Consider the following 25,262-nt stretch of genomic DNA (forward strand, 5'->3'; position numbering starts at 1 on the left):
TAGATTTATTTTTCACGATCGTCGATAGTTTGTAGCAAATAATTTCCATCTGCATCAGCAAGACTGCGGAAACCTACATTCGTGATTTTGTAGGGATACTTTGTTCGATAAGTAAAGTTTTCGTGATGATGACCGTGGAATACTTGCTTAACACCCATCTTCATTGCCAAATCATTAATCACTTGGAAACCCATCGGATGTGGCTTAGGGGCTTCGTGACAAATCAACACATCCGCTTGTTGGTTTTCTAAGATTTCAATATCCGATGGGAAAATTGACGTGCGATGACGTAAAGGCACACCGCCTCGCCAGATTTTCTCTTGTGGGCTATATTGACAATAATGAATAGGATCAAAAAACATGGGGCGATTTGGCGGCATCCAAATTTGCCCTCGGAATACACCGCCTAATCCTGCAATGTGGGTGCCTTGAATATCAACTACGCGATTGTGTAAATTCCGTGATTGCCATTCAGAACCCCAAATCGCATCAAAAGCACTAATTGTTTTGCTATCATGATTTCCATGAATAAACCAAATATCACAATGTTTAGCAAGTTTATCCAACTCATCTGTTGTCGTGAGCTGTAAATCGCCTAAAATTATGAGTGCGACATTTTCCTGTTCTCTCACAAAAGGGTAAATATGATCGTAGCTTCCGTGTGGATCACCGGCAAATAAGATCATTGATGTTTTCCTTTTATAACAAATGGACTATTTTGCAATTCACTGATTTCTTCTTCATTTAACACTTTCTCAATGACTGCTTTCACTTGGTTATAGCGATCAAGATAACTTGGCGATTCAATTTCTATGTAAGGGACTTTATATTTATCTAACAGTTTTTTGAGTAGTTGTTGAAATTGTTGGCGTTGCTTTTGTGAACCTAAACTGCGCAAGCCATCATCCACCCATTCAGTATTATTTTTAAGCAAAATAGTGACATCGAATGGATATTCTTTAATCATCGAATCTAAAAATGGATGGGCTTTTCCTTCGTACTGAATGCAGAACGCTTGCGTGGTGATGAAATCCGTATCAATAAATGCAATTTTATGTGCATGGCGCACTGCATAATCAATGTATCGTTGATGACCAAGAGCCATTTGCGGATAGTCAGAATATTGCATGGCCTGCTCATTGCCACCTAGCTTTTCAAATACAAATTCACGGCCGTATTCCCATGCAGACGTGGTATTAAATACGGCAGCTAACTTATTCACAAGCACACTTTTACCGCTGCTTTCTCCACCTAAAATCGCCACCGTTTTGGCAAAGAAAGGGCGAACTTCTTTCGGAATAAATTTCCAATATTGGAATGGAGTCGTACGAATTTTAGTTGCAGACACATTAAAGAAAGTGCGGTCAGGATCGACTAACGAAACTTCTAAACCTAAGTATTTCTCGTAAGGTGCTTTATCTTGAGGTTCGCTACTAAATACGATTGAAGGTTCAAAATGTTTTTCATGAAATAGGGTTTTAACCGCTTCGCTCCAAGATTGCCAGCCATTTGGATAACTCGGAATACCGTCTTCAACCAAATGATGAATAAAAATCTGATTTTTTTGATATTTGAAAATTTGCTGCATCCAACGCAAACGATCTTGCACGGTTGGCATGCGTTTCATTTTACTATCGTAAAATAATTTCAAATCGCGCTCCGTATCACTACACACGATAACGTGTAGTTCATCTACTTTACTGAACGCTTCATAAATCATATTTATATGGCCTGTGTGCACGGGATAAAATTTCCCGAAAATGACACCGACTTTTTTCTCTTTTGCTTTTGACATAATCGGCTCTTGATAGCGTAAGAATTGAGTACGTTTATTGTAGGCTAAATGAAAATATTTTTCACGTTCTGATTTAGTGCCTAGGTATTTTGCGCTATACTTAGTGCGCATTCTCAGGGCAGGGTGAAATTCCCTACCGGTGGTAAAGCCCACGAGCGTTTAAAAGTGCGGTCAATTTTTGGCAAATTTTTCCAGCTAAATTGTCCTGATTTTCACTTTTAAAGTCAGCAGATTTGGTGAAATTCCAAAGCCGACAGTAAAGTCTGGATGAAAGAGAATAAAACGAGTTGGGTTCCCAAATCGTTCATTTTATTTGCATTTCTCAGCCCTGATTCTGGTATTTAATTGAAATCTCAAATTAGGAAATTACTATGAATCAGTCAATTTTATCTCCATTCGGCAATACCGCTGAAGAACGCGTACTTAACGCAATTAATGCCTTCAAAAATGGAAATGGCGTATTAGTTTTAGATGATGAAGATCGTGAAAATGAAGGCGATTTAATTTTCCCAGCAGAAACAATCACGCCAGAGCAAATGGCAAAATTAATTCGTTATGGAAGTGGTATCGTTTGTTTATGCATTACCGATAAACGTTGCCAACAACTCGATTTACCGCCAATGGTAGAACATAATAATAGCGTAAACAAAACGGCTTTTACTGTAACGATTGAAGCCGCGAAAGGTGTTTCTACAGGCGTATCTGCCGCAGACCGAGTCACAACCATTAAAACAGCGATTGCTGATAATGCAGTTCCAAAAGATTTACATCGTCCCGGTCATGTTTTTCCACTTCGTGCAGCAAATGGTGGCGTACTTACCCGCCGCGGACACACTGAAGCTTCTGTTGATTTAGCACGTCTAGCTGGATTTAAACATGCAGGTGTGATTTGTGAAATCACGAATGACGACGGCACAATGGCTCGCGCCCCTGAGATTGTAGAATTTGCAAAGAAATTTGGTTATTCTGTGCTAACCATTGAAGATTTGGTTGAATATCGTTTAGCACATAATATTTAAAATGAAGAAGTGCGGTGAAAATTTCTATGATTTTTCACCGCACTTTTTATCTTATACCATTCCACATTTTATTTATTTGGGTAACTTTTATGCTCAGCTCAGCACAATTATGTTATCAGTTTAACTACTGAACAAAAACGCCGAAAACATATTACAGAAGAATTCGGTAAGCAGAATATTCCTTTTGAATTTTTTGATGCTATCACGCCTGAACTTATTGAAGAAACGGCTAAAAAATTCAATATCACCTTTGATCGTTCATCAAAAGCAACTTTGTGTGACGGTGAGATAGCCTGTGCACTAAGCCATATCGTTTTATGGAATTTCGTTTTAGAAAATAATTTAGATTATATTAATATTTTTGAAGATGATATTTATTTGGGAGAAAATGCAAAAGAATTACTTGAAATCGATTACATCCCCAAAGATACCGATATTCTTAAACTAGAAACCTTGTACGGTAAAATTATGCTCGGCAGTATGTATAAAATAAAATGTCAACGAAATATATTTCAATTAAAGTATAAACATACTGGTATGGGCGGGTATACCATCACAGCCAAAGGTGCTCGATATTTATTGAATAAAATCCAAAATAGACAACTTGTTCTAGCAATAGACACGCTTATTTTTGATAAACTCTTAAACCAAAGAGAATATAAAGTTATGCAACTCTATCCCGCTGTCTGTATCCAAGATTTAATTATAAATGGTGAAAGTAAATTTAAGAGTAGCTTACAAGATGGTAGAGAAACCGTTCATGCTAATCAAACCAAAACAACCCCATTAGAAAAAGTGATCAATGAATTGGGGCGAATTAAAAGACGAATATTCGGTAAACCAGTACCATTTAAATAATACTTATTTAATCAAAAATACAATAATTTGAGATTCTAAGCAAAGTGATTACTTAAGATACGAAGTAATATAATAGAAAATTTATTAATACAAGGACTATGTTATGAATTCAACAAAAACATTCCCGCTTCCTACGGGTTATTTCGGTATTCCTCTTGGATTGGCAGCATTATCTCTAGCTTGGTTGCACTTAGAAAATCACTTTCCTGTAGCTCGTACTATAAGTGATGTAATCGGTATCATAGCAAGTGCAATTTGGATTCTATTTATTCTAATGTATGCCTATAAACTTCGTTATTATAGTGATGAAGTTCGCTCAGAATATCATTGCCCAGTACGTTTTTCTTTCATTGCACTCATTCCTATCACCACAATGCTTATAGGCGATATTACTTATCGCTGGACTCCATGGCTTGCGGAAGTAATGATTTGGCTTGGCACTATTGGTCAATTACTTTTCTCGTCCTTACGCATTAGTGAGCTATGGCAAGGTGGTGTATTTGAACAAAAATCTACTCGCCCACCTTTTTATTTACCTGCTGTTGCAGCTAACTTCACGAGTGCAAGCTCTCTTGCCTTACTTGGCTATCACGATTTAGGGTATTTATTTTTTGGTGCTGGTCTAATAGCATGGATCATTTTTGAACCCGTATTGCTTCAACACCTACGAATTTCATCACTTGAACCACCATTTCGAGCTACGATGGGAATCATTCTTGCTCCAGCGTTTGTAGGGGCTGCTGCATATTTATCTCTAAATAAAGGGGAAATTGATACATTCGTCAAAATTCTTTGGGGATATGGCTTTCTACAACTCTTTTTCTTATTACGATTATTACCTTGGATTATGGAAAAAGGCTTAAATATTGGATTATGGGGATTCTCATTCGGATTAGCGTCTATGGCAAATAGCTCAATTGCCTTTTTTCACGGCGACGTATTACAAGGTATCTCAATTTTTGCCTTTGTATTCTCTAACCTGATGATTGGCTTACTCGTATTAATGACCATCTACAAATTAGCCAAAGGACAATTCTTCTTAAAATAAAACACAATTAAAAAATAAGGCGTATGTGATGTGAATAAACATACGCCATTTTAATAAAAACATCATTGATAAAATATAGGATTACTCGGCTTACGTCGTTTGCCGATATTTTTCGTATCCTTATGACGCAATTTCACTTTTTTCTTCGCCTCTGTTTTTTTCTTTTCTTCACGTTTTTCTTTAATACGTGCCTTTTGTTTTTTGCTTACAGATTTCACTTCACCATCTTTTGGTGGCTTAGTGCGAGGTTCTAAACCTTCTAAAATACGCGCCTTTAAAATTTCCTCGGTATAGCGTTTGATTTTACCCAGTAACTTGTAATCATGAGCTTCGACAAAAGAGACTGCCGTGCCCTTTTTACCTGCTCTCGCGGTACGTCCAATTCGATGCAAATAAGTATCTGCACTATAAGGCAAATCAAAATTCATAACATGGCTTACATCATCAATATCAATACCACGCGCAGCCACATCTGTTGCAACCAATACCGTCACAATACCGGATTTCAATTTATCAATCGCATTGTTACGTTGAGTTTGTGCCATTTCACCTTCTAGATACGCGGAACGAATACCTCGTTTACGCAATGTTTCAGAAAGTTCTCGCGCATCTTCACGACGACGAACAAACACAATTCCACGCGTCACTTCTTCAGTTTCAATAAAACGCGCGAGCAATTTGATTTTGTGTTCATTGCTGTCTGCGTGGTAATACCATTGATTGATTTTTTTTCTTTCTCGACGGCTTGGTTCGGCATCCACCTTAATAGGATCATTCAACAAACGCTCCGCGAAATCGACCAATAACTCCCCTTCCAAGGTTGCAGAAAACAACAAGGTTTGTTTCCGCCAACGGGTTTCAGCCGCAATTTTTTCCGCATCTTGCCCAAATCCCATTTGTAACATTCTATCCGCTTCATCAAAAATCAGCATTTCAACCGAACGGCAATCAAAATTTTCTTCCTTAATGTATTGCAATAAACGACCAGGCGTTGCCACCACCAAATCTTGATTAGTGTTGAACACATCACCGTGATTTTGATACGCCACGCCACCTGTAATTGTCGCAATATTTAAATGGGTGAACTGCGCTAATTCTTCCGCTTGTTCTGCCACTTGCATTGCTAGTTCACGGGTTGGTGTTAATACCAAAATACGTGGTGGGCCTGGTTTACGGCGTGGATAATCCAATAAATGTTGTAGCGCAGGTAATAAAAAAGCAGCCGTTTTCCCTGTTCCCGTTGGTGCAGAGCCTAATACATCACGCTCTTCCATTGCTGCTGGAATGGCTTCCATTTGAATAGCTGTTGGGCGGGAATAACCTTTTTTCTCAAGCGCCTTTAAAAGCTCAGGAGAAAGATCGAATTGTTCAAATTGGGATAAATTCATTATTGTGCGGTTCTTTGTTAAAATTGGCGCGGATTATACCTGAAATTAGGGGCTGTTGATAACTCATTTCACGCTTGAGTTATCAACAGCCCCAAGTGCGGTCAATTTACGAAAAATTTATGAGAGGATTTACCTTTAAACAATTCCATGTCAACCAAGATTCTTGTGCGATGAAAGTCGGCACTGATGGCATTTTGTTAGGTGCTTGGGTTGATGTAAAACATTGTAAAAATATTTTAGATATGGGCAGTGGCACAGGGTTATTGGCTTTAATGTTGGCACAACGAACTGAAGAAAACTGCCAAATTCAAGCGGTTGAGTTGGATCCCATTGCAGCAAAACAAGCGCAAGAAAACATCAATGATTCAGTGTGGAAAAATCGCATTCAACTTATTCAAACGGATATACAACATTTTTTACAAACCACTGAACAAACCTTTGATTTAATTGTGGCAAATCCACCTTATTTTGAACAAGGTATTGCTTGCAAACATGAGGAAAGAGAATTGGCTCGTTATACCAAGCAAAGCCACTTAAATTGGTTAGAATGGGCTGCCACGCGCTTAGCGGAAAATGGGAAAATAAGTTTTGTTTTGCCTTATGATGCCGGAAAAATGCTTATAAAATCCACCGCACTTTTTTGCATAAAACAAACGAATGTCATCACTAAAGTGGGAAAAACGTCCCAAAGAATGCTACTCACGTTTTCTAAACAACCCCAAGTTTCAATACAAGATCAATTGGTAATTTATGATGAGGATAACCAATACACTGAAGAGTTTATTGAATTGACTAAAGACTTTTATTTGAAATTTTAAAGGGGAAATCATTTTCCCCTTTAATCATACACTATCTAAAATACCACTTCGCCAACAACACCCCAGCATTCACTGCAATGTTTAAGCCTGATTTAATTGGACTTGCAAGCGTTAAACGCACTTGTGTGTCTTCTGAAGTCGCTAAACTTTCCGTAGAACTTTCACTTAGCACAAAAACCACTTTATTTTTTAACCGCACTTTATCCAACGGTTCGCCTTGTTTATTGTGCGATACGTGAATAATTTGATAGCCTGATTTGCGCAATTGCATTAAAGCAGAATCAATATAATCCGTTTCTAACACACGAATATATTCTGCACCACCTTCTGCTACGCGCATTGAGGCTGCCGAATACAGATTTTCCACATTATCGGAGACAATATTTTTCACGCCAAAATAAGCACAAGTACGCAATACGCCACCAATATTTTGCGCATTATTCACGTTGTCTAATAGCACTAAACAATCCTCTTCGCGAGGAATATCCAAATACCCTTGCAACGTGAAAGCACGCGGTTTCTTCACCAATAAGCAAATGCCACCATGATGTTCTGTTCCACTCACTCGAGCTAATTCTTCGCTATCTACAACATGATAAGCCTTCTTGTTTTCGGCTAAATAACTCAATACCTCGCCAATTTTGTGTGACATTTGTACGGTTGCCCACAATCGAACAATACTTTCAGGGCGTTCTGCAAATAAAGCTAAACAGGCATTTTCACCGTAAACTTTCATTTCTTCCGCACGGTTTTTCTTAATTTTTTCAGGTGCACGAGGAGAAAGCGCCCCCGTTTTCTTTTCTTTTGTTTTATAAACCGTACCCGTACTTTTTATCGTCACTTGAACCTTAGGTTTTTCTACATTTTTATTTGATGGCGCACGAGATAAAGAAAGTTGCGTAATTTTAGTTTCTTTCACTTCTTGTTTATCACGAGAAAAACGAGATTTTTCGTTTCTATTTCCATTAAATTTATCATTAGAGTGCGGTCGATTTTGAGTTGGTTTTTCTCTATATTTTTCACCTACTGAGCGTTCTTGAAAAGATCTGCCGGCGGATTGAAAAGACGGTTTGCGTTTGTCGTTCATAGGGTTTCCCTGAATAAAAATGAATATTTTTTAGCCAAAAAATGCTAAAATTTGTGAGCATTATAACGAAAAAAAGCCTTTTTTCTATTAATAAGCGCGTGAAATATTGTAAACTAAGGCACTAGTCTTTAATCACGAGATGGATTATGTTAATCAATAAAACCAAACGAGCTGAACAAAATTTAAATAATTTGCCATTCCTTGCTTTGCAAGCTGAGCAAATTGAATTTTTGGGTAGCCCGGCTGAATTTAAAACTCAAATTATTGAATTAATCAGAAACGCAAAAAAACGTATTTATGTCACCGCACTTTATTGGCAAAAAGATGAAGCGGGGCAGGAAATCCTCGATGAAATTTATCGCGTGAAGCAAGAAAATCCACACTTGGATGTAAAAATTCTCATAGATTGGCATCGCGCACAACGCAATTTATTAGGGGCGGAAAAATCGGCCACTAATGCAGACTGGTATTGCGAGCAACGCCAAACCTATCAGTTACCTGATGATCCAAATATGTTCTTTGGCGTGCCAATTAATACGCGCGAAGTTTTTGGTGTATTGCATGTTAAAGGCTTTGTATTTGATGATACGGTGCTTTATAGCGGTGCAAGCATTAACAATGTCTATCTTCATCAATTTGAAAAATATCGTTACGACCGCTATCAAAAAATCACTCATTCAGAATTAGCTGATTCGATGGTGAATTTCATCAATGATTACTTGTTAGATTTCAGTGCAGTTTATCCACTTGATGTCACCAACCGCCCTCGCACCAAAGAGATCCGCGGCAATATACGCGCTTATCGTAAAGACCTTGCACAAAATGGAGAATATTCATTAAAAAGTGCAGTGAAATTACCGAATGTTTTAAGCGTATCACCGCTGTTTGGCTTAGGCGCATCGGGCAACGAATTAAATCAAGTGATTGAAGATTTATTCTTGCAAGTACAAGAAAAATTGGTGATTTGTACGCCATACTTTAATTTCCCACGCACATTGCAACATAAAATAGCAACGTTATTGGAAAACGGTAAACGAGTAGAAATTATTGTTGGCGATAAAGTCGCAAACGATTTTTATATTCCACCAGAACAACCATTCAAAATGGCGGGAGCGTTACCTTATCTTTATGAAAGTAATCTTCGCCGTTTTTGTGAAAAATTTGAGACTCAAATTGAAAATGGTCAGCTTGTGGTGCGTTTATGGCGTGATGGCGATAATACTTACCACTTAAAAGGTGTGTGGGTAGATGACCGTTATATTTTACTGACGGGCAATAATCTTAACCCTCGAGCATGGCGTTTGGATGCAGAAAATGGCTTATTAATTTACGATCCTCAACAACAGCTTTTAGCCCAAGTGGAAAAAGAACAAAACCAAATTCGCCAACATACAAAAGTATTAAAACATTACACTGAATTAGAAGAATTGAATCAATACCCAGAACCAGTGCAAAAACTTTTGAAAAAATTTGCACGAATTAAAGCGGATAAATTGGTGAAAATGATTCTTTAGGTTATATTTTTAAAAAATAAGGGAACGTTAAGTTCCCTTTATCATATTTGCTAATCACCGAGCTTTAATGACTTAAATGCCAGATGATTTAGATCAAGATTATTTATTTAATTTAGCTTTGTAAGTTGGATTCATTAAGTTTTCTACAGAAAGAATGTCATCTAATTGTTCTTCTGTTAATAAACCTTTTTCTAACACAACTTCACGTACGCCTTTACCTGTTTGCGCACAGATTTTACCCACTAAGTCGCCGTTGTGGTGACCAATAAATGGATTTAAGTAAGTCACAATACCGATTGAATTAAACACGTAGTTTTCACAAATTTCTTTGTTTACAGTGATGCCATCCACGCATTTATCACGTAAGTTCACACAAGCATTCGTTAAGATGTCAATAGATTCGAACATTGCTTGACCAATCACTGGCTCCATTACGTTTAATTGTAATTGACCTGCTTCAGATGCAAAAGTCACAGTGGTATCGTTACCAATTACTTTAAAGCATACTTGATTCACCACTTCTGGAACAACTGGGTTTACTTTTGCCGGCATGATAGAAGAACCCGCTTGTAATTCAGGTAAGTTAATTTCTTTAATACCAGCACGCGGACCAGAAGAAAGTAAACGTAAGTCATTACATACTTTAGAAAGTTTCACTGCGGTACGTTTTAATGCTCCGTGAACCATGACATAAGCACCACAGTCAGATGTTGCTTCAATTAAGTTTTCTGCTGGTACGCAAGCTAATCCAGTTACCTCAGCAAGGTATTTTACAACTAATTCTGTATAGCCTTGTGGAGTATTTAAACCAGTACCGATCGCTGTTGCACCAAGATTTACTTCAAGGAGTAAACTTGCTGTACGTTTTAAGTTACGCACTTCTTCTTCAAGTAATACCGCGAAAGCTTTGAATTCTTGACCAACAGTCATTGGCACAGCATCTTGCAATTGAGTACGACCCATTTTTAAGATGTTCGCAAACTCTTTTGCTTTATTATCAAAACCGTCGTGTAAATATTGAATTTTATCGATCAATTTTAAGATGCTGTTATACACTGCAATACGGAAACCAGTAGGATATGCATCGTTGGTTGATTGGCTTGCGTTAACGTGATCCATTGGGTTAATTACGTTATATTCGCCTTTTTTATGGCCAATTTTTTCAAGCGCAAGGTTAGCAACCACTTCATTGGTATTCATATTGACAGACGTACCTGCACCACCTTGATATACGTCTGATGGGAATTGATCTAAGCATTTTCCAGTGGTAAGAATTTCATCACAAGCTGCTACAATCGCTTTTGCAATATCACTTGGAATTGCACCTAATTCACCATTGGCTAAAGCCGTTGCTTTTTTCACCATCACCATGCCACGAACAAACTCAGGCACGTCAGAAATGGTTACGTTAGAAATATTGAAATTTTCTACCGCTCTTAATGTATGAATACCCCAGTACGCATCTGCTGGTACATCACGTTCGCCGAGTAAATCTACTTCTTTTCTAAATTGAGTCATTTGAATCACCTTTTCTGGTTAGTTAATTTGACGCCATTATAGAAATTTTAAGGAGAAAAAACTTGACCAAGATCACATTTTCAAGAAATGCTCTCAAGACATATTTTCATTTTTCGAATTAGTTTTTTTAGGGGAAAATCACTTATCTATTAATCTTACGCAGCTTTTAACTGCTCACCAATTTTCTCAAACAGTTTCTGAATTTGCTCTGCTCTATACCCTAACACACGCACAATCAACCCGCCTTCATTCAACTGAGATATACCAAGGAGTAAAGATTTATCTGTTTCTTGCTGTTGAAGCTGTTGCGCTATCTGCTTAATTTCTGCAGATGTTTTTTGTAAGTTAATGTAAACCAAGGATCCCTGATGTGAAAAACCTTCCATTTGGCTTAACGCGGTTAAATTCATTTTAGACGGCAACCACTGAATACAATCCAACATCAGCGGTTTAACTTTCCCATTTTCTTGCACAAGCTGAACTTTTAAATGAGAAGAAAATTGGCGAAATTCAAAACGTTCATCATTTGCCACTCGCCCAATAGCCACAATTTCACCATAAATTAGCGTACTCTCAGGTTGCATATTGATTGACGTTTTTTGCTTAAGGGCAGAATTCTTATGCAAAACCAATGGATGAGGTAAATAAAATAAACGACTTTTCTCAGCAAGTTGAATCAATGTATTTTGCTCGGCAAAATCTCCCTCATTCATTGCCTGAACCCGAGTAAATGCCTGCGTATTTAAAGAAAGTGCGGTAGATTTTTCGAAAGTTATTTGAATATCAACTCGATCCCCTGCTAATAACCCTGGAGAAGAAGACATTTGCATTGCGCTAAGTCCATTTTCCCAAGAATCAGCGTAAGCAGACAATGTCATTACTTTAAAAGGTGGCGTCACAAAGTATTCATCAAGTTGAGTTTTGCCGTTTGAGGAAAGTTTGGTTGAAAGTTTGAGGGTACTATTCATAATTTTTTCAATTTGTACCCCCCCCTCTTTAAAGGAGAGGGGATGCTTCTTTATCTCACTAATGCCTTAGGTTCTTCTACGTTCTTCAACAACGCATATTTTTCAATCCAACCAATCACGCCATCTAGATTTTCTTTTTTCATTAAATTAGTAAACACAAAGGGCTGTCCATTACGCATACGACGCGCATCGCGCTCCATAATGCTTAAATCCGCACCAACAAATGGTGCAAGATCTGTTTTGTTAATCACTAGCAAATCTGAACGAGTGATACCTGGCCCACCTTTGCGTGGGATTTTCTCGCCTTGAGCCACGTCAATCACGAAAATTGTCACGTCTGCTAAATCGGGACTAAAAGTTGCCGATAAGTTATCACCGCCTGATTCGATAAAAACAATTTCTACATCAGGGAAACGTGCCACCATTTCATCGACCGCTTCTAAATTCATTGAGGCATCTTCACGAATTGCCGTATGTGGGCACCCTCCCGTTTCTACACCCATAATACGCTCTGGCGGAAGTAGGCTATTTTTCGTTAAAAACTCCGCATCTTCTTGGGTGTAAATATCATTAGTAATGACTGCCACGCTATATTTACTCGCCATTTCGCGAGTGAGTTTTTCAATTAAGGCAGTTTTGCCCGCGCCAACAGGGCCTGCCACGCCAATTTTAATGTAGTTACGCATAATATTCCTGATTTGATTAATATGTCTTGAAATAAAATTAATGATTGTTAACGAATTACTGAAACAGAATCAACCTCTCCTTCAGCACCTATAAAACGGACTTCTGGCTGTAAACATACACCAAATTTAATTTCCACAGTATGACGCACATGACGAGCTAGATTTGCCACATCTTCACCTTTAGCTCCCCCCTTATTAATCAACACCAGTGCTTGTTTTTCATGTACTGCTGCTCCACCAATTTGATAACCTTTTAATTGACATTGATCGATTAACCATCCAGCAGCAAGTTTGATTGAGCCATCAGGTTGTGGAAAGTGCGGTAAATTTTCGTGATGTTTTTTGATTTCCGCAAAATGCTCTGCACTCACTACGGGATTTTTAAAGAAACTTCCTGCATTACCCAATTCATCAGGGTTAGGCAATTTACTTTGACGAATTTGACATATTTCATCAAAAATTTGTTTTGCCGTAACTTTCAGAGAATCAAACTCAGTTAAAGAGCCATATTTTAGTACTGGCTGCCAGTTTTTGTTTAATTTCACCCCTATCGCAGTGATCACATAGCCAGACTGATAATGGTGTTTAAAGATACTGTCTCGATAACCGAATTTACATTCTTCAGCTGTTAATCGAAATATTTCATGAGTACTTAAATTTAACACCTCTACATAATGGCATATATCTTTAAATTCTACGCCATAAGCACCGATATTTTGGATCGGTGCTGAGCCTGCACAACCTGGAATGAGTGCAAGATTTTCCAAACCATAGATACCTTCATTTACACTCCATTCCACCAAATGATGCCAATTTTCGCCACCATTTACATGAAGATAATGAAAGTCAGTATCTTGTGTATGTGTAATCCCCATTAATCGATTAAGCACAACAATACCACTGAAGTCTGCTAAAAATAGCATATTGCTTCCTTGACCAAGGAAAAGTATGGGGAGATTCATTGCTTTTGCATGATCCCAAGCTTCTTGCAATTGTGCCACACTATGCGCATCAATAATTTCATGGGCTTGAACAGGAATATGAAAAGTATGAAAAGGTTGTAAATTTTGCATTTAAAATACCATTTTAGGATGCACTTATGCTTTGCTACTCGTGCATGAATTATCAAAAGTATATGAATTTTTAAATTCACTCTACGTTTAAACTAGGGTATGAGGTAAAGTAATTTTTACCTGAGTCCCCCCCTCTTCTCGACGTCGAATATCTAATTCTGCATTCAATTGACGACAACGTTCTGTCATAATATTCAAACCATAATGTCCTTCGGGCTCTTCAAGATTAAGAATACCGATGCCATTATCTAGCACAGAAATTTCATACTCTCCCTCAGGGTTAATCAGGGCATGAATTTCAATAGCAGAACCTTTAGAATGTTTTATCGCATTTGTTGTTGCTTCACGTACGATTTGCAATACATGTACTAACTGCTGAGGATTTAAACTTTGTGAAGGTAAATGACTATTCACACTCATTTTCATACTAGTTTGAGCACGTAAAGAATCAATCACTTGCTCCAAAGCCAGTTGTAAGTTAGCTTCTTGAATCGTTAATCGGAATGTTGCTAAAAGTTCACGCAATTGTGCATAACCACCTGAAAGTGCTTGTTCAAAATCAGCAATAATCCCCAAGCTTTTTTCTCTTGCGTGTGGTTCTTCTTTCCTTAAATTATGTTTAAGCAACGTAAGTTGAATTTGCAGAAACGATAATACTTGAGCTAAAGAATCATGCAGTTCTCTTGCAATAATAGAACGTTCTTCCATCAACAAAAGCTGTTCTTGCTGACGCAAATTTTTATGGAAATACAAAGCTCGTGCAAGCATTTGTGCTAAATTCTGCATCATTCTAGGGTCGGGACAAGGCAATCCTGATTGCCAAGAAAGTACGCCTAAATCTTCATTATCTACCGATAGCACTTCGAGTTGTAAAGTACGATGAGAATCCTGCTCTCCAAAAGCAATATTCCAATGCTCCGCCCCCATAACTTCTATTTTAATATATTGCAAATGCTCACTCACACGTATGAGATCTAATACTTGGCTTAAAATTTTATCATTAATAGAATTCGCATTAAGAATCTGTGAACTTTGATAAAGGTTTGTCAAAGATCGGTTGGTTTGGCGTAATTTTTGTGTTTTTTCATTTACGGCATCTTCTAAACGAGAATAAAGTTGACCTAATTCCATCGACATTTGTGTAAAAACATGTGCCAATGTGCCCAATTCATTCTGTTTTGTTGTATCTAATGAAATATGATTAAACTGACGCATCTGCACTTGCATACTTGCTTTTGTCATTAGCTCTAAAGGTTTCACTACCTCACGATGAGTGTACCAAATCAAATAGGAAACCATGACCAAAATTAATAACATAGCTAAACAAAGTACAAATACGCCAAGGATCCATTTTTGCTCACTAAAACGCTGTAATTCAAACACAAAACGATCAACATCTGCGACATAATCCGTTAATTGTTCGCTATAACTTTTTACATTTTTCTGTTGGGCATATTTTTCCATTAATGCCCAACGCTGTAAAATAGTATGGTAGGATTGTTTGACTGCATCTGGAGTAAAAAATTGACGTTGAATTTCTAATAATGCAGATGAATGGAGGCTAATATTATAATGCCGTAAATTAGCCTCGACTGTTGAGGGTTGAGATTGCATTTCATAGAGCAAACGATAGCTTTGCATGCGCAATGAACCTGAAATATTAATCGCTTCAGCATCATACTTATTGCTACTCATAATTGCTAAACTTAGTGAGCTAATAACACCAGAAACAATAAGGATAATAAATAAATATTTAGCAATACGTGTAGAAACAGAATGTTTAGTATGCACAGCAACTCCAATGAAATAACATCAATTTATAGATAAAAGTGCGGTTATTTTCTTACTTCTTTTTTAATTGACTCCAAACTTTATCTTCCTGACCTCGCCATAAACGTTGAATATTATCGTGATGACGATAAACCAATAAACAACAAACTAAAGCAACAGGGAAAGTAAATTCAGGTTTAAACCACCATACATAAAAAGGCACAAGCAATGCCGCAAGTACGGCACTTAATGATGCATAACGACTAACAAGAAAGATCAATATCCACGTTCCAAACATTGACCCCGCAACAGCCCATGAAATAGGCGCTATCGCACCAAATGCAGTCGGCACACCTTTTCCTCCCTTAAATTGAAAGAACAGTGGGAAAATATGGCCTAAACATGCAGCTAAAGCAACCATACCTAATTCAAATTGAGTTAAACCTAAATAATAACCAGCCCATACGGGGAGCATACCCTTTAAAAGATCAAGGATTAATACAATTAATGCAGCCCAATAATTACCAATACGAAATACATTTGTTACATCTGGGGTACATGAGCCATTTTGACGAGGATCTGGCAAGCCTGCAACGCGACAAATTAGAATAGCACTGGAAATAGAGCCTAAAAGATAGGCACAAAGCATATAAAAAAGGGCAAAAAGGCTCATTTTGTACTCTAGCAAGAAAAATTATTCGTTATTCTACCCAAAGTTGATAGCATACGCCTACAATAATTTTAGAGGAAATCTTATGGATCGTGTTTTTATTGAAGAATTGACTGTTTTTGCTCAAATTGGCGTATATGATTGGGAACAGCAAATTAAGCAAAAACTTGTGTTTGATTTGGAAATGGCTTGGGATTGTAAGCAAGCTGCGGAAACGGATGATGTTGCATATTGTTTGAATTATGCTGAAGTGAGCCAAGTGATAATTGATTATGTGGAAAGCAAACCTTTCTTGTTGATTGAGCGAGTGGCTTATGAAGTGGCGGATTTGCTTGAGTCACGTTATCAACTTCAAGGATTAAAAATTAAACTGAGTAAGCCGAAAGCTGTCGCGCAAGCTCGAAATGTTGGCGTGTTGATTGTACGTGGATGTTTAAAATAATGTGAAATTTTCGTAAAAACTTGTCGGCTTTTTAAACGAAATTGACTAAAATAGTCATGAGTTTTTACTGCAATAAAGGAGATTGCAATGAATATGAAAACCTTATTAGCACTAGCGGTTAGTGCGGTATGTTCGGTTGGTATTGCGCAAGCACATGAGCATAATCATGATCACAATATGGCACCCAAAGGTGCTTCTATTGAAGTGAAAGTGCAACAACTTGATCCAGTAAACGGTAACAAAGATGTGGGTACAGTTACTATTACTGAATCTAACTATGGTCTTGTGTTTACCCCTAATTTACAAGGATTAAGCGAAGGCTTACATGGTTTCCACATCCATGAAAATCCAAGCTGTGAGCCAAAAGAAAAAGAGGGTAAATTGACAGCTGGTTTAGGCGCTGGTGGTCACTGGGATCCTAAAGGCGCAAAACAACATGGCTACCCATGGCAAGATGATGCACACTTAGGTGATTTACCTGCATTAACTGTATTACATGATGGTACAGCGACTAACCCTGTTTTAGCACCACGTCTTAAACATTTAGATGATGTTCGCGGTCACTCTATTATGATTCACGCTGGTGGTGATAATCACTCCGATCATCCTGCTCCACTTGGCGGTGGCGGTCCACGTATGGCATGTGGCGTGATTAAATAATTCGATTGTTCGAAACGAAAAGTGCGGTGAATTTTCACCGCACTTTTTTTGCTAGATATTTAGCATTTAATTCACGACTTCAGCAGTATATTTCAGCTTATGAATCGCATCGAATAATTGTTGGTTTGTGACTTTTGGATCTTCTACAATCGTCACTAAACCATCTTTAATGGATGCTTTTGTTGAAATAACGCCATCGATATTACGCAGTTCTTTATTGACTAAGTAAGCACAAAGCTGGCAATTCATTTCTTTTACTTTTAGCACAATTTGTTTGGTTTCATTCGCATGAGCGAAAGAAATTGCAAACAGCGAAAGCAAAAGTGCGGTACATAATTTCTTCATGTTTATTCCTAATTAGCTAATTCTAAAATCCAAGGCAAAATTGTTGGATAGGTTAAGAAAAAAATCATCACGATAAATATAATCCAATATAAAACGATGAGTTTTTTACGGGAAATATATTTGCTACAAATGATTTTTTTGGAAAACATCAACAGCCAAAATCCATAGGCAAAAGCGCATAATGAAACGATAAGCATAGGAATACGCAAATAATCATATTCGCCTAAGCCAATCAACCAAGTGGACGACACACCAAATACTAAATAGATTAATGGCGCAATACAGCACAAAGTTGATGCCACCGCGGCACTAAGTGCGGTGGCTATGGCAACCCAAAAGGATTTATTAGAGTTTTTTAGAGACGTAGTCATATTTAAATTCTTTTGGATCAAAGGAATTTAACGGATCGCCACCCACTTCAGCATACGGATAGCCGAAGTTATTGATCGGAGCTAGTTCTGGTTGTGGATATAAATCGAAGTCACGGGCATGATTAAATCCCACCCAGTTTGCTTCCCAGTTACCAAACAAATATTTTGCTACGGCTTGTGTATCTTTATCTTCAACAGATTTTTTCTCTGCTAAACGCATTTTGGCAACGTCTGCGGAATCAACTGGTACCCATCCAAACCCTGCAAGGTAGAATTCAGCTCGACAGTGTTGGCCACCACTTACGTTTGCGATGCCTTGTTCATTTGCACTACCGAAAGCACCTTTGGAATATTTGCCCATTTTCTCTGCCGCACCTAAGCGAATACCAAAAATTTCACGGGCTGGGATGCCTGCCGCACGAGCAAGCGCCACAAATACAGAGTTAATATCGGTACATTTACCTTTTAATACGCCAGTGGTAAGAATTTTTTCTACATCGCCGTCACCACAACCTAAAACAGAATTATCACGTTCCATATTGTTGACGATCCATTGGTGAATCAACTCAGCTTTTTTCAATGGATTGGTTTCTTTACCTACGATTTTGTCAGCAAATTCTTTCACAATGCCATCAGTTTTAATATGTGGAGTAGCTTTTAAGTATTCTTGTACATCTACAGAATACTGAATATCTTTTGGCGGAGTATAATTCTCTAAAGCACCTTTCACCATCGGTTCACGGTCTTTTGTTTCAATGACCATAGTGACTTTTAAATCACGTTTTTGTGCATCTTTATCCCAAGTTGCAAATAAGGTTTTCGCACCGTATTTATTGTTTTCTGTTACATAGGCATTCATGTAATTACCTTCAAAGTGAATCGATTTCACTTGTTGGTATTCTCCATTAAATGGCAATGGAACCCATAAATTGGTTTGTCCTTGCGAGCCTTTTGGCGCAACTAAATCGTAGGTTTGCGTGAATTCGTAAAGATGGGCGTCTGTATTGTAGTTTGGAATATTGGTGTTTGCATGAGCTAACGAGCCACATGCAGAAAGCACCGCAACTGCGATAAGTTTCTTCATGAAGAGATCCTCTAGTTAATAATAGTTAAACTTAACATATTAGATAAACTAATACGCCACTATGCTAACGGATTTTTGAGCAATAATTCAACCGTTTTGCATAAACTTTTTATTTTTCTTATATAAAAAATACTTTATTTTCCACCGCACTTTCCTTCTAACATTTGACACCCCTAGCCCTTACACCTATTATTCCCTCGTTATTTATTAAGATTTACGGAACAAAATAATTATGGTGAATAAAACCGCTCAACTTAAACAAGCTCTAGAAAATCGTATTCTCGTTTTAGACGGTGCGATGGGGACGATGATCCAAAAATATAAACTGACAGAAGCCGATTTTAGAGGCGAGAAGTTTAAGGAAAGTGCGGTTGATTTACGCGGTAATAATGATTTACTGACATTGACTCAGCCACTGCTAATTTCCGCTATTCATGAGAAATATTTGGCAGCGGGTGCCGATATTATTGAAACCAATACTTTTAGTTCAACTACGATTGCTCAAGCGGATTATGACTTGCAATCTATCGCTTATGAACTCAATTTTGTTGGCGCAAAATTAGCTCGTTTGGCAGCAGATAAATATAGCACATCAGAAAAACCTCGCTTTGTCGCGGGCGTGTTAGGCCCAACAAACCGTACAGCCTCCATTTCACCCGATGTTAATGATCCCGGTTTCCGCAATGTTACTTTTATGGAGTTAGTGGAGGCTTATGCCCAAGCAACAAAAGGCTTAATCGAAGGTGGGGCGGATTTAATTATGATCGAAACCATTTTCGACACGCTTAACGCTAAAGCGGCAGTTTTTGCTATTGAAAGCGTATTCGAAGAATTAGGCGTGGAATTACCAATCATGATTTCCGGCACCATTACTGATGCTTCAGGGCGTACCCTTTCTGGGCAAACTACCGAGGCTTTCTATAATTCCCTCCGTCACGCTAAACCACTGACATTCGGTTTGAACTGTGCTTTAGGTCCAAAAGAATTACGCCAATATGTAGAACAGCTTTCAAAAATCAGTGAAACCTATGTTTCTGTGCATCCTAACGCGGGCTTACCAAATGCTTTTGGTGGTTATGATTTAGGGGCAGAAGAGATGGCAGCTCACTTAAAAGAGTGGGCAGAAAGTGGTTTTGTGAACATTATCGGCGGTTGTTGCGGCACCACACCAGAACACATTAAAGCCTTTGCTGAGGCGGTAGAAAATATCCCGCCACGCAAATTGCCACAAATCAAAACCGCGATGCGTTTATCGGGTTTAGAGCCGCTCAATATTGATGATGAAAGCCTATTCGTGAATGTGGGCGAACGCAATAACGTAACGGGTTCGGCGAAATTCAAACGCTTAATTAAAGAAGACAAATTTGCCGAAGCCATTGAAATTGCCATCGACCAAGTGGAAAACGGTGCGCAAGTGATCGACGTGAACATGGATGAAGCCTTGCTCGACGGCAAAAAATGCATGACCCGTTTCCTCAACATTATGGCGACGGAACCTGATGCAGCCAAAGTGCCAGTGATGATTGACTCGTCTAAATGGGAAGTAATTGAGGCAGGTTTACAGTCGGTGCAAGGTAAACCGATTGTGAACTCTATCTCGTTGAAAGAGGGCGAGGAAAAATTTATCCATCAGGCTAAATTGGTGCGTAAATACGGTGCAGCCGTTGTGGTCATGGCATTTGATGAAGTAGGGCAGGCTGATACTGAAGAGCGTAAAGTGGAAATCTGTACCCGTGCCTATAACATCTTAGTTAACCAAGTCGGCTTCCCACCGGAAGACATTATTTTCGACCCGAATATTTTCGCGATTGGCACGGGGATAGAAGAACACAACAACTACGGCGTGGATTTCATTAACGCCACAGGCCGTATTAAACGCAGTTTGCCACACGCCAAAATTTCTGGTGGTGTATCAAACGTGTCTTTCTCTTTCCGCGGTAACAACGTGATGCGCGAAGCGATTCACGCGGTCTTTCTCTATCATGCCATCAAACAAGGAATGGACATGGGGATCGTGAACGCAGGCCAACTCGCGATTTACGATGATCTAGATCCGGAATTACGCAATGTGATTGAAGACGCTGTCTTGAACCGCACGCCGGATGGCACAGAGCGTTTATTAGATATTGCGGAAAAATATCGCAACCAAGGCAACGATGAAAGTGTGGTAGATTCTGTGGCTGAATGGCGTACGTGGCCTGTGGAAGAACGCTTAAAACACGCTCTGGTGAAAGGGATTACTACGCATATCATCGAAGACACCGAAGAGGCTCGTCAAAAATTGCCAACACCGTTAGAGGTGATCGAAGGGCCGCTGATGGCAGGCATGGACGTGGTGGGTGATTTGTTCGGCGACGGCAAAATGTTCCTGCCGCAAGTGGTGAAATCCGCACGCGTAATGAAACAATCGGTGGCGTATTTAGAGCCGTTTATCAACGCCACCAAACAAAAAGGCTCTAGTAACGGTAAAGTGGTGATTGCCACTGTGAAAGGCGATGTGCATGACATCGGCAAAAATATCGTGAGCGTGGTGTTGCAATGTAATAACTTTGAAGTGATTGATTTAGGCGTTATGGTGCCAGCGGACAAGATCATCCAAACTGCCATTGATGAAAAGGCGGATATTATTGGCTTGAGCGGTTTGATTACGCCATCCCTTGATGAAATGGAATACTTCCTCGGAGAAATGACGCGCTTAGGTTTGGACTTGCCGGTGTTGATTGGTGGGGCAACTACATCGAAAGAGCATACTGCGATTAAACTTTATCCAAAATATAAACAACATGGTGTGTTCTATACATCCAACGCCTCCCGTGCGGTAACGGTATGTGCCACGTTGATGAACCCGGAAGGCCGTGTAGCATTGTGGGAACAATTCAAGAAAGATTACGAGAAAATTCAGCAATCTTTCTCTAACCGTAAACCACTGCGTAAACAGCTTAGCATTGAAGAAGCACGAGCAAACCGCTTTGACGGCTTTAGCGGTGAATGGGCAGATTATGTGCCGCCAACGCCAAAACAAACGGGCATTGTGGAATTTAAAAACGTGCCAATTGCCGAACTACGCAAATTTATCGACTGGTCACCATTCTTCCGTATTTGGGGCTTGATGGGCGGCTACCCTGATGCCTTTGATTATCCGGAAGGCGGCGAAGAAGCCCGTCGCGTATGGAACGATGCACAAGTCGTTTTAGATGAATTAGAGCAAAACCACAAACTCAACCCAAGCGGTATCTTAGGCATTTTCCCTGCGGAACGTGTGGGCGACGATGTGGTGCTATTTTCTGATGAAGAACGCACACAAACCATTGGCACTGCTTATGGCTTACGCCAACAAACGGAACGTGGTAAAAACAGCAAAAGCCCATTTAACTTTGCTTTAAGCGACTTTATTGCTGATCGCGAAAGCGGTAAAAAAGACTGGTTCGGCATGTTCGCCGTATGCGCCGGCATTGAAGAAATGGATTTAGTGGAAGGCTATAAAGCGGTAGGCGATGACTACAACGCCATCTTGCTACAAGCTGTGGGCGACCGCCTCGCCGAAGCCATGGCAGAATACCTGCACTTCGAGCTGCGCACCCGCATTTGGGGCTACACCCAAGAGGAATTCGACAACCAAGGGTTAATCAATGAAAACTATGTCGGCATCCGCCCTGCTCCGGGTTATCCAAGCTGCCCGGAACACACGGAAAAAGCCTTAATTTGGGATTTATTAGAAGTAGAACAACGCATCGGTATGAAACTCACCGAAAGCTACGCCATGTGGCCGGCAGCTTCTGTGTGCGGTTGGTATTTCACCCACCCGGCAAGCAACTATTTCACTATAGGTCGCATCGATGAAGACCAAGCTCAAGATTATGCCAAACGTAAAGGTTGGGATGAGAGAGAAATGATGAAATGGTTGGGTGTGGCGATGAAGTAACACGTATAAGATTCTTATTACAACAATCTAATTGCATAATTTTTTATGCATAAATGAGATAGGAGAAATAAATGTTTACCCATACAAATGAGAGTAGAGAATCTTGGATAAAAGAAGTTTCTCTAGAGTCTTCCTTAGTTGAAGGGGTCAAGAATAGTGATATTCTATTTTTACCTATTAAAAAATATAAAGATATAAATTATATTTTTTTTACAACTGCTGAAGATTTTTTTAAATATGTAAAAAAACAAAATAAAGCATCTGTAGATATTTGTATAAATAATGACGATTATAAGCGGGTTTCATTAAACTCTAGAGAGTTTAGATTAGGTACTATTTTAGTTAAAGAGTTTGTATTACCAGTTCTAGTTGGACTCGTAATTAACTATTTTTCAGATAATCTGAAGACTTCTGTAGATGATGAAGTTTCTATATCTATAATAGTTGAAAAAGAAAATGGCAACTATCAACTAGATTACAAAGGAAACATTGATAATTTCATTAAATTAAAAGATCAGTTTAACTTAAAAAAAGAAGATGTGAAAAATGATGGAGATCATAAAGCAACTAACCAAATTTAAAAATAGAAAATATAACAAAAAAATAGAGATAAATCTAATTAATGACATTAACAATAAAATAAAAGCAAATAAAAACAATGAACATCTAGCAAATGAAATGTGGGAAATAAAGACTATCTTTCTAGCTCAAAACTTCTATTTAATATTTATAGAATCATTATATAAAAAACAATACTATTATGCTTGGTGTACTTTAGAAAAATGCGAACTAAAGATTAATGAGTTAGACCGACATGCTAGTGAAAAGATAAAGGATAACTATTATTTCCATTTTTTAAAATTTCAGGTAAAAAGATGGCAGGCTATATATCCGTATAAACTCTTTACAAGCCCCGAATTTATACATAAAAAAGTTAGATGTAGTATTTGCAATGAAATAATTTCTCCAAGAGGAAATTGCAAACATATTATTGGAGAATTATACTCCGGAGAAATATGCTACTGTACTGTTGAAGAGCTTGAGCTTATTGGCATCGCTATTGTTAAAAATCCGGTAATGAAAAGCAATGTCATAGATCCTGAAGGAAAAAATAAGAATTTTTCAGGGCTAAATATGATACTAAATACATTAAATACACCATTTCAATATTGGGATATAAATTACACAAAAGAATTTATTCCAAAGAAATTCATTACTGAATCTTCTGACAGTCTTTGTCCTTGTGGTTCTGGACTATCATATCTAATGTGTTGTCAGAGAAAAAATGGTTGCTTAATTCCTCATATGCAAATAATTCCATACAATCAAGATATAAAAAATAAATTGGATACCCACTTAAGTATTGGATTAAAAATATCTGATTATCTTTATCAGAAAAAATACTCATAATTTAAAAAGATGGCGCACGCTTACCAGCGTGTGCCTAACTTCAATAAAAAAACACTCCAAAAACTTACCGCACTTTATTTAATTTCCAAGGCACGCGTTAGGAAACACGCACTGTCATAAGCGTTAAACACAAAAAAGTGCGGTGAAAATTTTCAGTGTTTTTGGATTTACTGTCACAACTAATCCACCATAATTTCATTTACTTCCGTTTGTTATTAACTTTAAAGCCTAGTTGCACAATCCCCAATTTCCGCTATCATACGCGCTTTCTTATTTCTCGGAATTTTGTATTTATGAATAAATTAAAGATGGCATTGTTTGTGGGGGCTCTTGTGAGTTTATTTGCTTGTACCACAACACATCAGCCGAAGAAGACGGTTAAATCTCGATTTTTAAAGAATAATATTAGCCAAGCTGAGTTAAATAATTCTGTTAATTACAAGCCATATCATTATCGTTGTAATAATAAAGAAACTGGGGGAATTTCTCATTTAACGACTTATTTCCCTCTGTCGCGTGAAAGCCGTATGAAAGATAACTTCGGGTTTTATTTCCAGTTAGATAATGGTAAGTCGGTGCCTTTTGATCATTCATATACGCTGACACTGAATGCGCGCGGTACAAAATTTGAAGTGGTTTATCGTTCGTATGATCCGATTCAAGGAAGTTATGTGGATTTAATCGCGCGATCTCAAAGTTCAATTTACTACAAGAATCAACAAGGCAAGCAAGTTCCCTGGTTGATTTGTAAGGGGGGCTGATTTGTAAGGGCGGTTAATTTTTCTCGAAAATAACTTTTGCTTTCAGCAAAATGAG

The 25,262-nt window shown here is 38.3% G+C and carries 22 protein-coding genes, 2 pseudogenes and 1 riboswitch; of the genes and pseudogenes, 11 read left to right on the forward strand and 13 right to left on the reverse strand.

Annotated features, from left to right (window positions below):
- Positions 1 to 5: 5 nt before the first annotated feature.
- Both KP710_RS06160 and nadR read right to left on the reverse strand, forming a co-directional pair.
- The gene (locus tag KP710_RS06160) at positions 6 to 686 is read right to left on the reverse strand and encodes a metallophosphoesterase family protein (protein ID WP_111407697.1); all 681 of its coding nucleotides are present in this window, start codon (positions 684 to 686) and stop codon (positions 6 to 8) included.
- Positions 683 to 1,924 (reverse strand): annotated as a pseudogene (nadR, locus tag KP710_RS06165) (multifunctional transcriptional regulator/nicotinamide-nucleotide adenylyltransferase/ribosylnicotinamide kinase NadR); the annotation flags it as partial. The pseudogene nadR and the gene KP710_RS06160, both read right to left, overlap by 4 nt.
- A riboswitch (FMN riboswitch) is annotated at positions 1,901 to 2,078 on the forward strand. (Overlaps the previous pseudogene by 24 nt.)
- An 88-nt stretch (positions 2,079 to 2,166) precedes the next feature.
- Here nadR and ribB point away from each other — a divergent pair.
- From ribB to tehA, 3 genes and pseudogenes are all read left to right on the forward strand, one after another.
- Entirely contained in the window at positions 2,167 to 2,814 is a 648-nt protein-coding gene (ribB, locus tag KP710_RS06170) for a 3,4-dihydroxy-2-butanone-4-phosphate synthase (protein WP_009500753.1), read from the forward strand.
- Positions 2,815 to 2,828: 14 nt separating this feature from the next.
- Positions 2,829 to 3,672, forward strand: a pseudogene (locus tag KP710_RS06175) (glycosyltransferase family 25 protein).
- A 103-nt stretch (positions 3,673 to 3,775) separates the two neighbouring features.
- Positions 3,776 to 4,720 carry a dicarboxylate transporter/tellurite-resistance protein TehA gene (gene tehA / locus KP710_RS06180; RefSeq protein ID WP_048952955.1) on the forward strand — a complete coding sequence of 315 codons (945 nt, stop codon included), beginning with the start codon at positions 3,776 to 3,778 and terminating at the stop codon, positions 4,718 to 4,720.
- A 62-nt stretch (positions 4,721 to 4,782) separates the two neighbouring features.
- On the opposite strand, the gene srmB is transcribed toward tehA, so the two are convergent.
- Positions 4,783 to 6,108: an ATP-dependent RNA helicase SrmB gene (gene srmB, locus KP710_RS06185; RefSeq protein WP_111407698.1), complete on the reverse strand. Its 1,326-nt coding sequence runs from the start codon at positions 6,106 to 6,108 to the stop codon at positions 4,783 to 4,785.
- Between the two features lie 119 nt (positions 6,109 to 6,227).
- On the opposite strand from srmB, the gene KP710_RS06190 reads away from it, so the two are divergent.
- A complete protein-coding gene (locus KP710_RS06190; protein ID WP_215771000.1) occupies positions 6,228 to 6,926 on the forward strand; it encodes a tRNA1(Val) (adenine(37)-N6)-methyltransferase in 699 nt (232 codons plus the stop codon).
- A 31-nt stretch (positions 6,927 to 6,957) separates the two neighbouring features.
- On the opposite strand, the gene KP710_RS06195 is transcribed toward KP710_RS06190, so the two are convergent.
- The gene (locus KP710_RS06195) at positions 6,958 to 8,013 is read right to left on the reverse strand and encodes a tRNA/rRNA methyltransferase (RefSeq protein WP_215771001.1); all 1,056 of its coding nucleotides are present in this window, start codon (positions 8,011 to 8,013) and stop codon (positions 6,958 to 6,960) included.
- A gap of 146 nt (positions 8,014 to 8,159) precedes the next feature.
- Between KP710_RS06195 and pssA the strand changes: the two genes are divergently transcribed.
- A complete protein-coding gene (gene pssA, locus KP710_RS06200) occupies positions 8,160 to 9,527 on the forward strand; it encodes a CDP-diacylglycerol--serine O-phosphatidyltransferase (RefSeq protein ID WP_111407701.1) in 1,368 nt (455 codons plus the stop codon).
- A gap of 99 nt (positions 9,528 to 9,626) precedes the next feature.
- Here the strand turns inward: pssA and aspA are convergent, their stop codons facing one another.
- The 6 genes from aspA to plsY all read right to left on the reverse strand — a co-directional run bounded on the left by aspA (position 9,627) and on the right by plsY (position 16,215).
- Positions 9,627 to 11,045: an aspartate ammonia-lyase gene (gene aspA, locus KP710_RS06205; protein ID WP_111407702.1), complete on the reverse strand. Its 1,419-nt coding sequence runs from the start codon at positions 11,043 to 11,045 to the stop codon at positions 9,627 to 9,629.
- A gap of 155 nt (positions 11,046 to 11,200) precedes the next feature.
- A complete protein-coding gene (locus tag KP710_RS06210; protein WP_111407703.1) occupies positions 11,201 to 12,013 on the reverse strand; it encodes an urease accessory protein UreD in 813 nt (270 codons plus the stop codon).
- A 50-nt stretch (positions 12,014 to 12,063) separates the two neighbouring features.
- A complete protein-coding gene (gene ureG / locus KP710_RS06215) occupies positions 12,064 to 12,699 on the reverse strand; it encodes an urease accessory protein UreG (RefSeq protein ID WP_005635755.1) in 636 nt (211 codons plus the stop codon).
- Between the two features lie 47 nt (positions 12,700 to 12,746).
- On the reverse strand, positions 12,747 to 13,772 hold the full coding sequence (gene murB / locus KP710_RS06220; protein ID WP_111407704.1) for a UDP-N-acetylmuramate dehydrogenase: 1,026 nt from the start codon (positions 13,770 to 13,772) through the stop codon (positions 12,747 to 12,749).
- Positions 13,773 to 13,859: 87 nt separating this feature from the next.
- Entirely contained in the window at positions 13,860 to 15,563 is a 1,704-nt protein-coding gene (gene narQ / locus KP710_RS06225) for a nitrate/nitrite two-component system sensor histidine kinase NarQ (protein WP_111407705.1), read from the reverse strand.
- Positions 15,564 to 15,615: 52 nt separating this feature from the next.
- Entirely contained in the window at positions 15,616 to 16,215 is a 600-nt protein-coding gene (plsY, locus tag KP710_RS06230) for a glycerol-3-phosphate 1-O-acyltransferase PlsY (RefSeq protein ID WP_111407706.1), read from the reverse strand.
- A gap of 82 nt (positions 16,216 to 16,297) precedes the next feature.
- On the opposite strand from plsY, the gene folB reads away from it, so the two are divergent.
- Together folB and sodC are read left to right on the forward strand one after the other, a co-directional pair.
- A complete protein-coding gene (gene folB, locus KP710_RS06235) occupies positions 16,298 to 16,654 on the forward strand; it encodes a dihydroneopterin aldolase (protein ID WP_065246561.1) in 357 nt (118 codons plus the stop codon).
- Between the two features lie 87 nt (positions 16,655 to 16,741).
- Positions 16,742 to 17,314: a superoxide dismutase family protein gene (gene sodC, locus KP710_RS06240; protein ID WP_009500820.1), complete on the forward strand. Its 573-nt coding sequence runs from the start codon at positions 16,742 to 16,744 to the stop codon at positions 17,312 to 17,314.
- Between the two features lie 66 nt (positions 17,315 to 17,380).
- Here the strand turns inward: sodC and KP710_RS06245 are convergent, their stop codons facing one another.
- From KP710_RS06245 to KP710_RS06255, 3 genes are read right to left on the reverse strand one after another with little or no spacing between them, the layout of a single operon-like run.
- Positions 17,381 to 17,659 carry a heavy-metal-associated domain-containing protein gene (locus KP710_RS06245; RefSeq protein WP_009500821.1) on the reverse strand — a complete coding sequence of 93 codons (279 nt, stop codon included), beginning with the start codon at positions 17,657 to 17,659 and terminating at the stop codon, positions 17,381 to 17,383.
- An 8-nt stretch (positions 17,660 to 17,667) separates the two neighbouring features.
- Positions 17,668 to 18,030 (reverse strand): hypothetical protein, encoded by a 363-nt coding sequence (locus KP710_RS06250; protein ID WP_165818744.1) that lies wholly within the window; start codon positions 18,028 to 18,030, stop codon positions 17,668 to 17,670.
- Positions 18,005 to 19,114 (reverse strand): transglutaminase-like domain-containing protein, encoded by a 1,110-nt coding sequence (locus KP710_RS06255; RefSeq protein WP_111407707.1) that lies wholly within the window; start codon positions 19,112 to 19,114, stop codon positions 18,005 to 18,007. Before KP710_RS06255 ends, KP710_RS06250 begins: the two co-directional genes overlap by 26 nt.
- Positions 19,115 to 19,346: 232 nt before the next feature.
- On the opposite strand from KP710_RS06255, the gene metH reads away from it, so the two are divergent.
- From metH to KP710_RS06275, 4 genes are all read left to right on the forward strand, one after another.
- Complete coding sequence (gene metH, locus KP710_RS06260; protein WP_215771002.1) at positions 19,347 to 23,036, forward strand: methionine synthase; 3,690 nt, start codon at positions 19,347 to 19,349, stop codon at positions 23,034 to 23,036.
- A 71-nt stretch (positions 23,037 to 23,107) separates the two neighbouring features.
- Complete coding sequence (locus KP710_RS06265; RefSeq protein ID WP_215771003.1) at positions 23,108 to 23,617, forward strand: hypothetical protein; 510 nt, start codon at positions 23,108 to 23,110, stop codon at positions 23,615 to 23,617.
- Complete coding sequence (locus KP710_RS06270) at positions 23,583 to 24,446, forward strand: hypothetical protein (RefSeq protein ID WP_215771004.1); 864 nt, start codon at positions 23,583 to 23,585, stop codon at positions 24,444 to 24,446. Before KP710_RS06265 ends, KP710_RS06270 begins: the two co-directional genes overlap by 35 nt.
- Positions 24,447 to 24,739: 293 nt before the next feature.
- Positions 24,740 to 25,207 (forward strand): hypothetical protein, encoded by a 468-nt coding sequence (locus KP710_RS06275; RefSeq protein ID WP_118777185.1) that lies wholly within the window; start codon positions 24,740 to 24,742, stop codon positions 25,205 to 25,207.
- Positions 25,208 to 25,262: the final 55 nt, after the last annotated feature.

The organism is Haemophilus sp. SZY H35 (genome assembly GCF_018829705.1).
Taxonomy (GTDB): domain Bacteria; phylum Pseudomonadota; class Gammaproteobacteria; order Enterobacterales; family Pasteurellaceae; genus Haemophilus; species Haemophilus haemolyticus_K.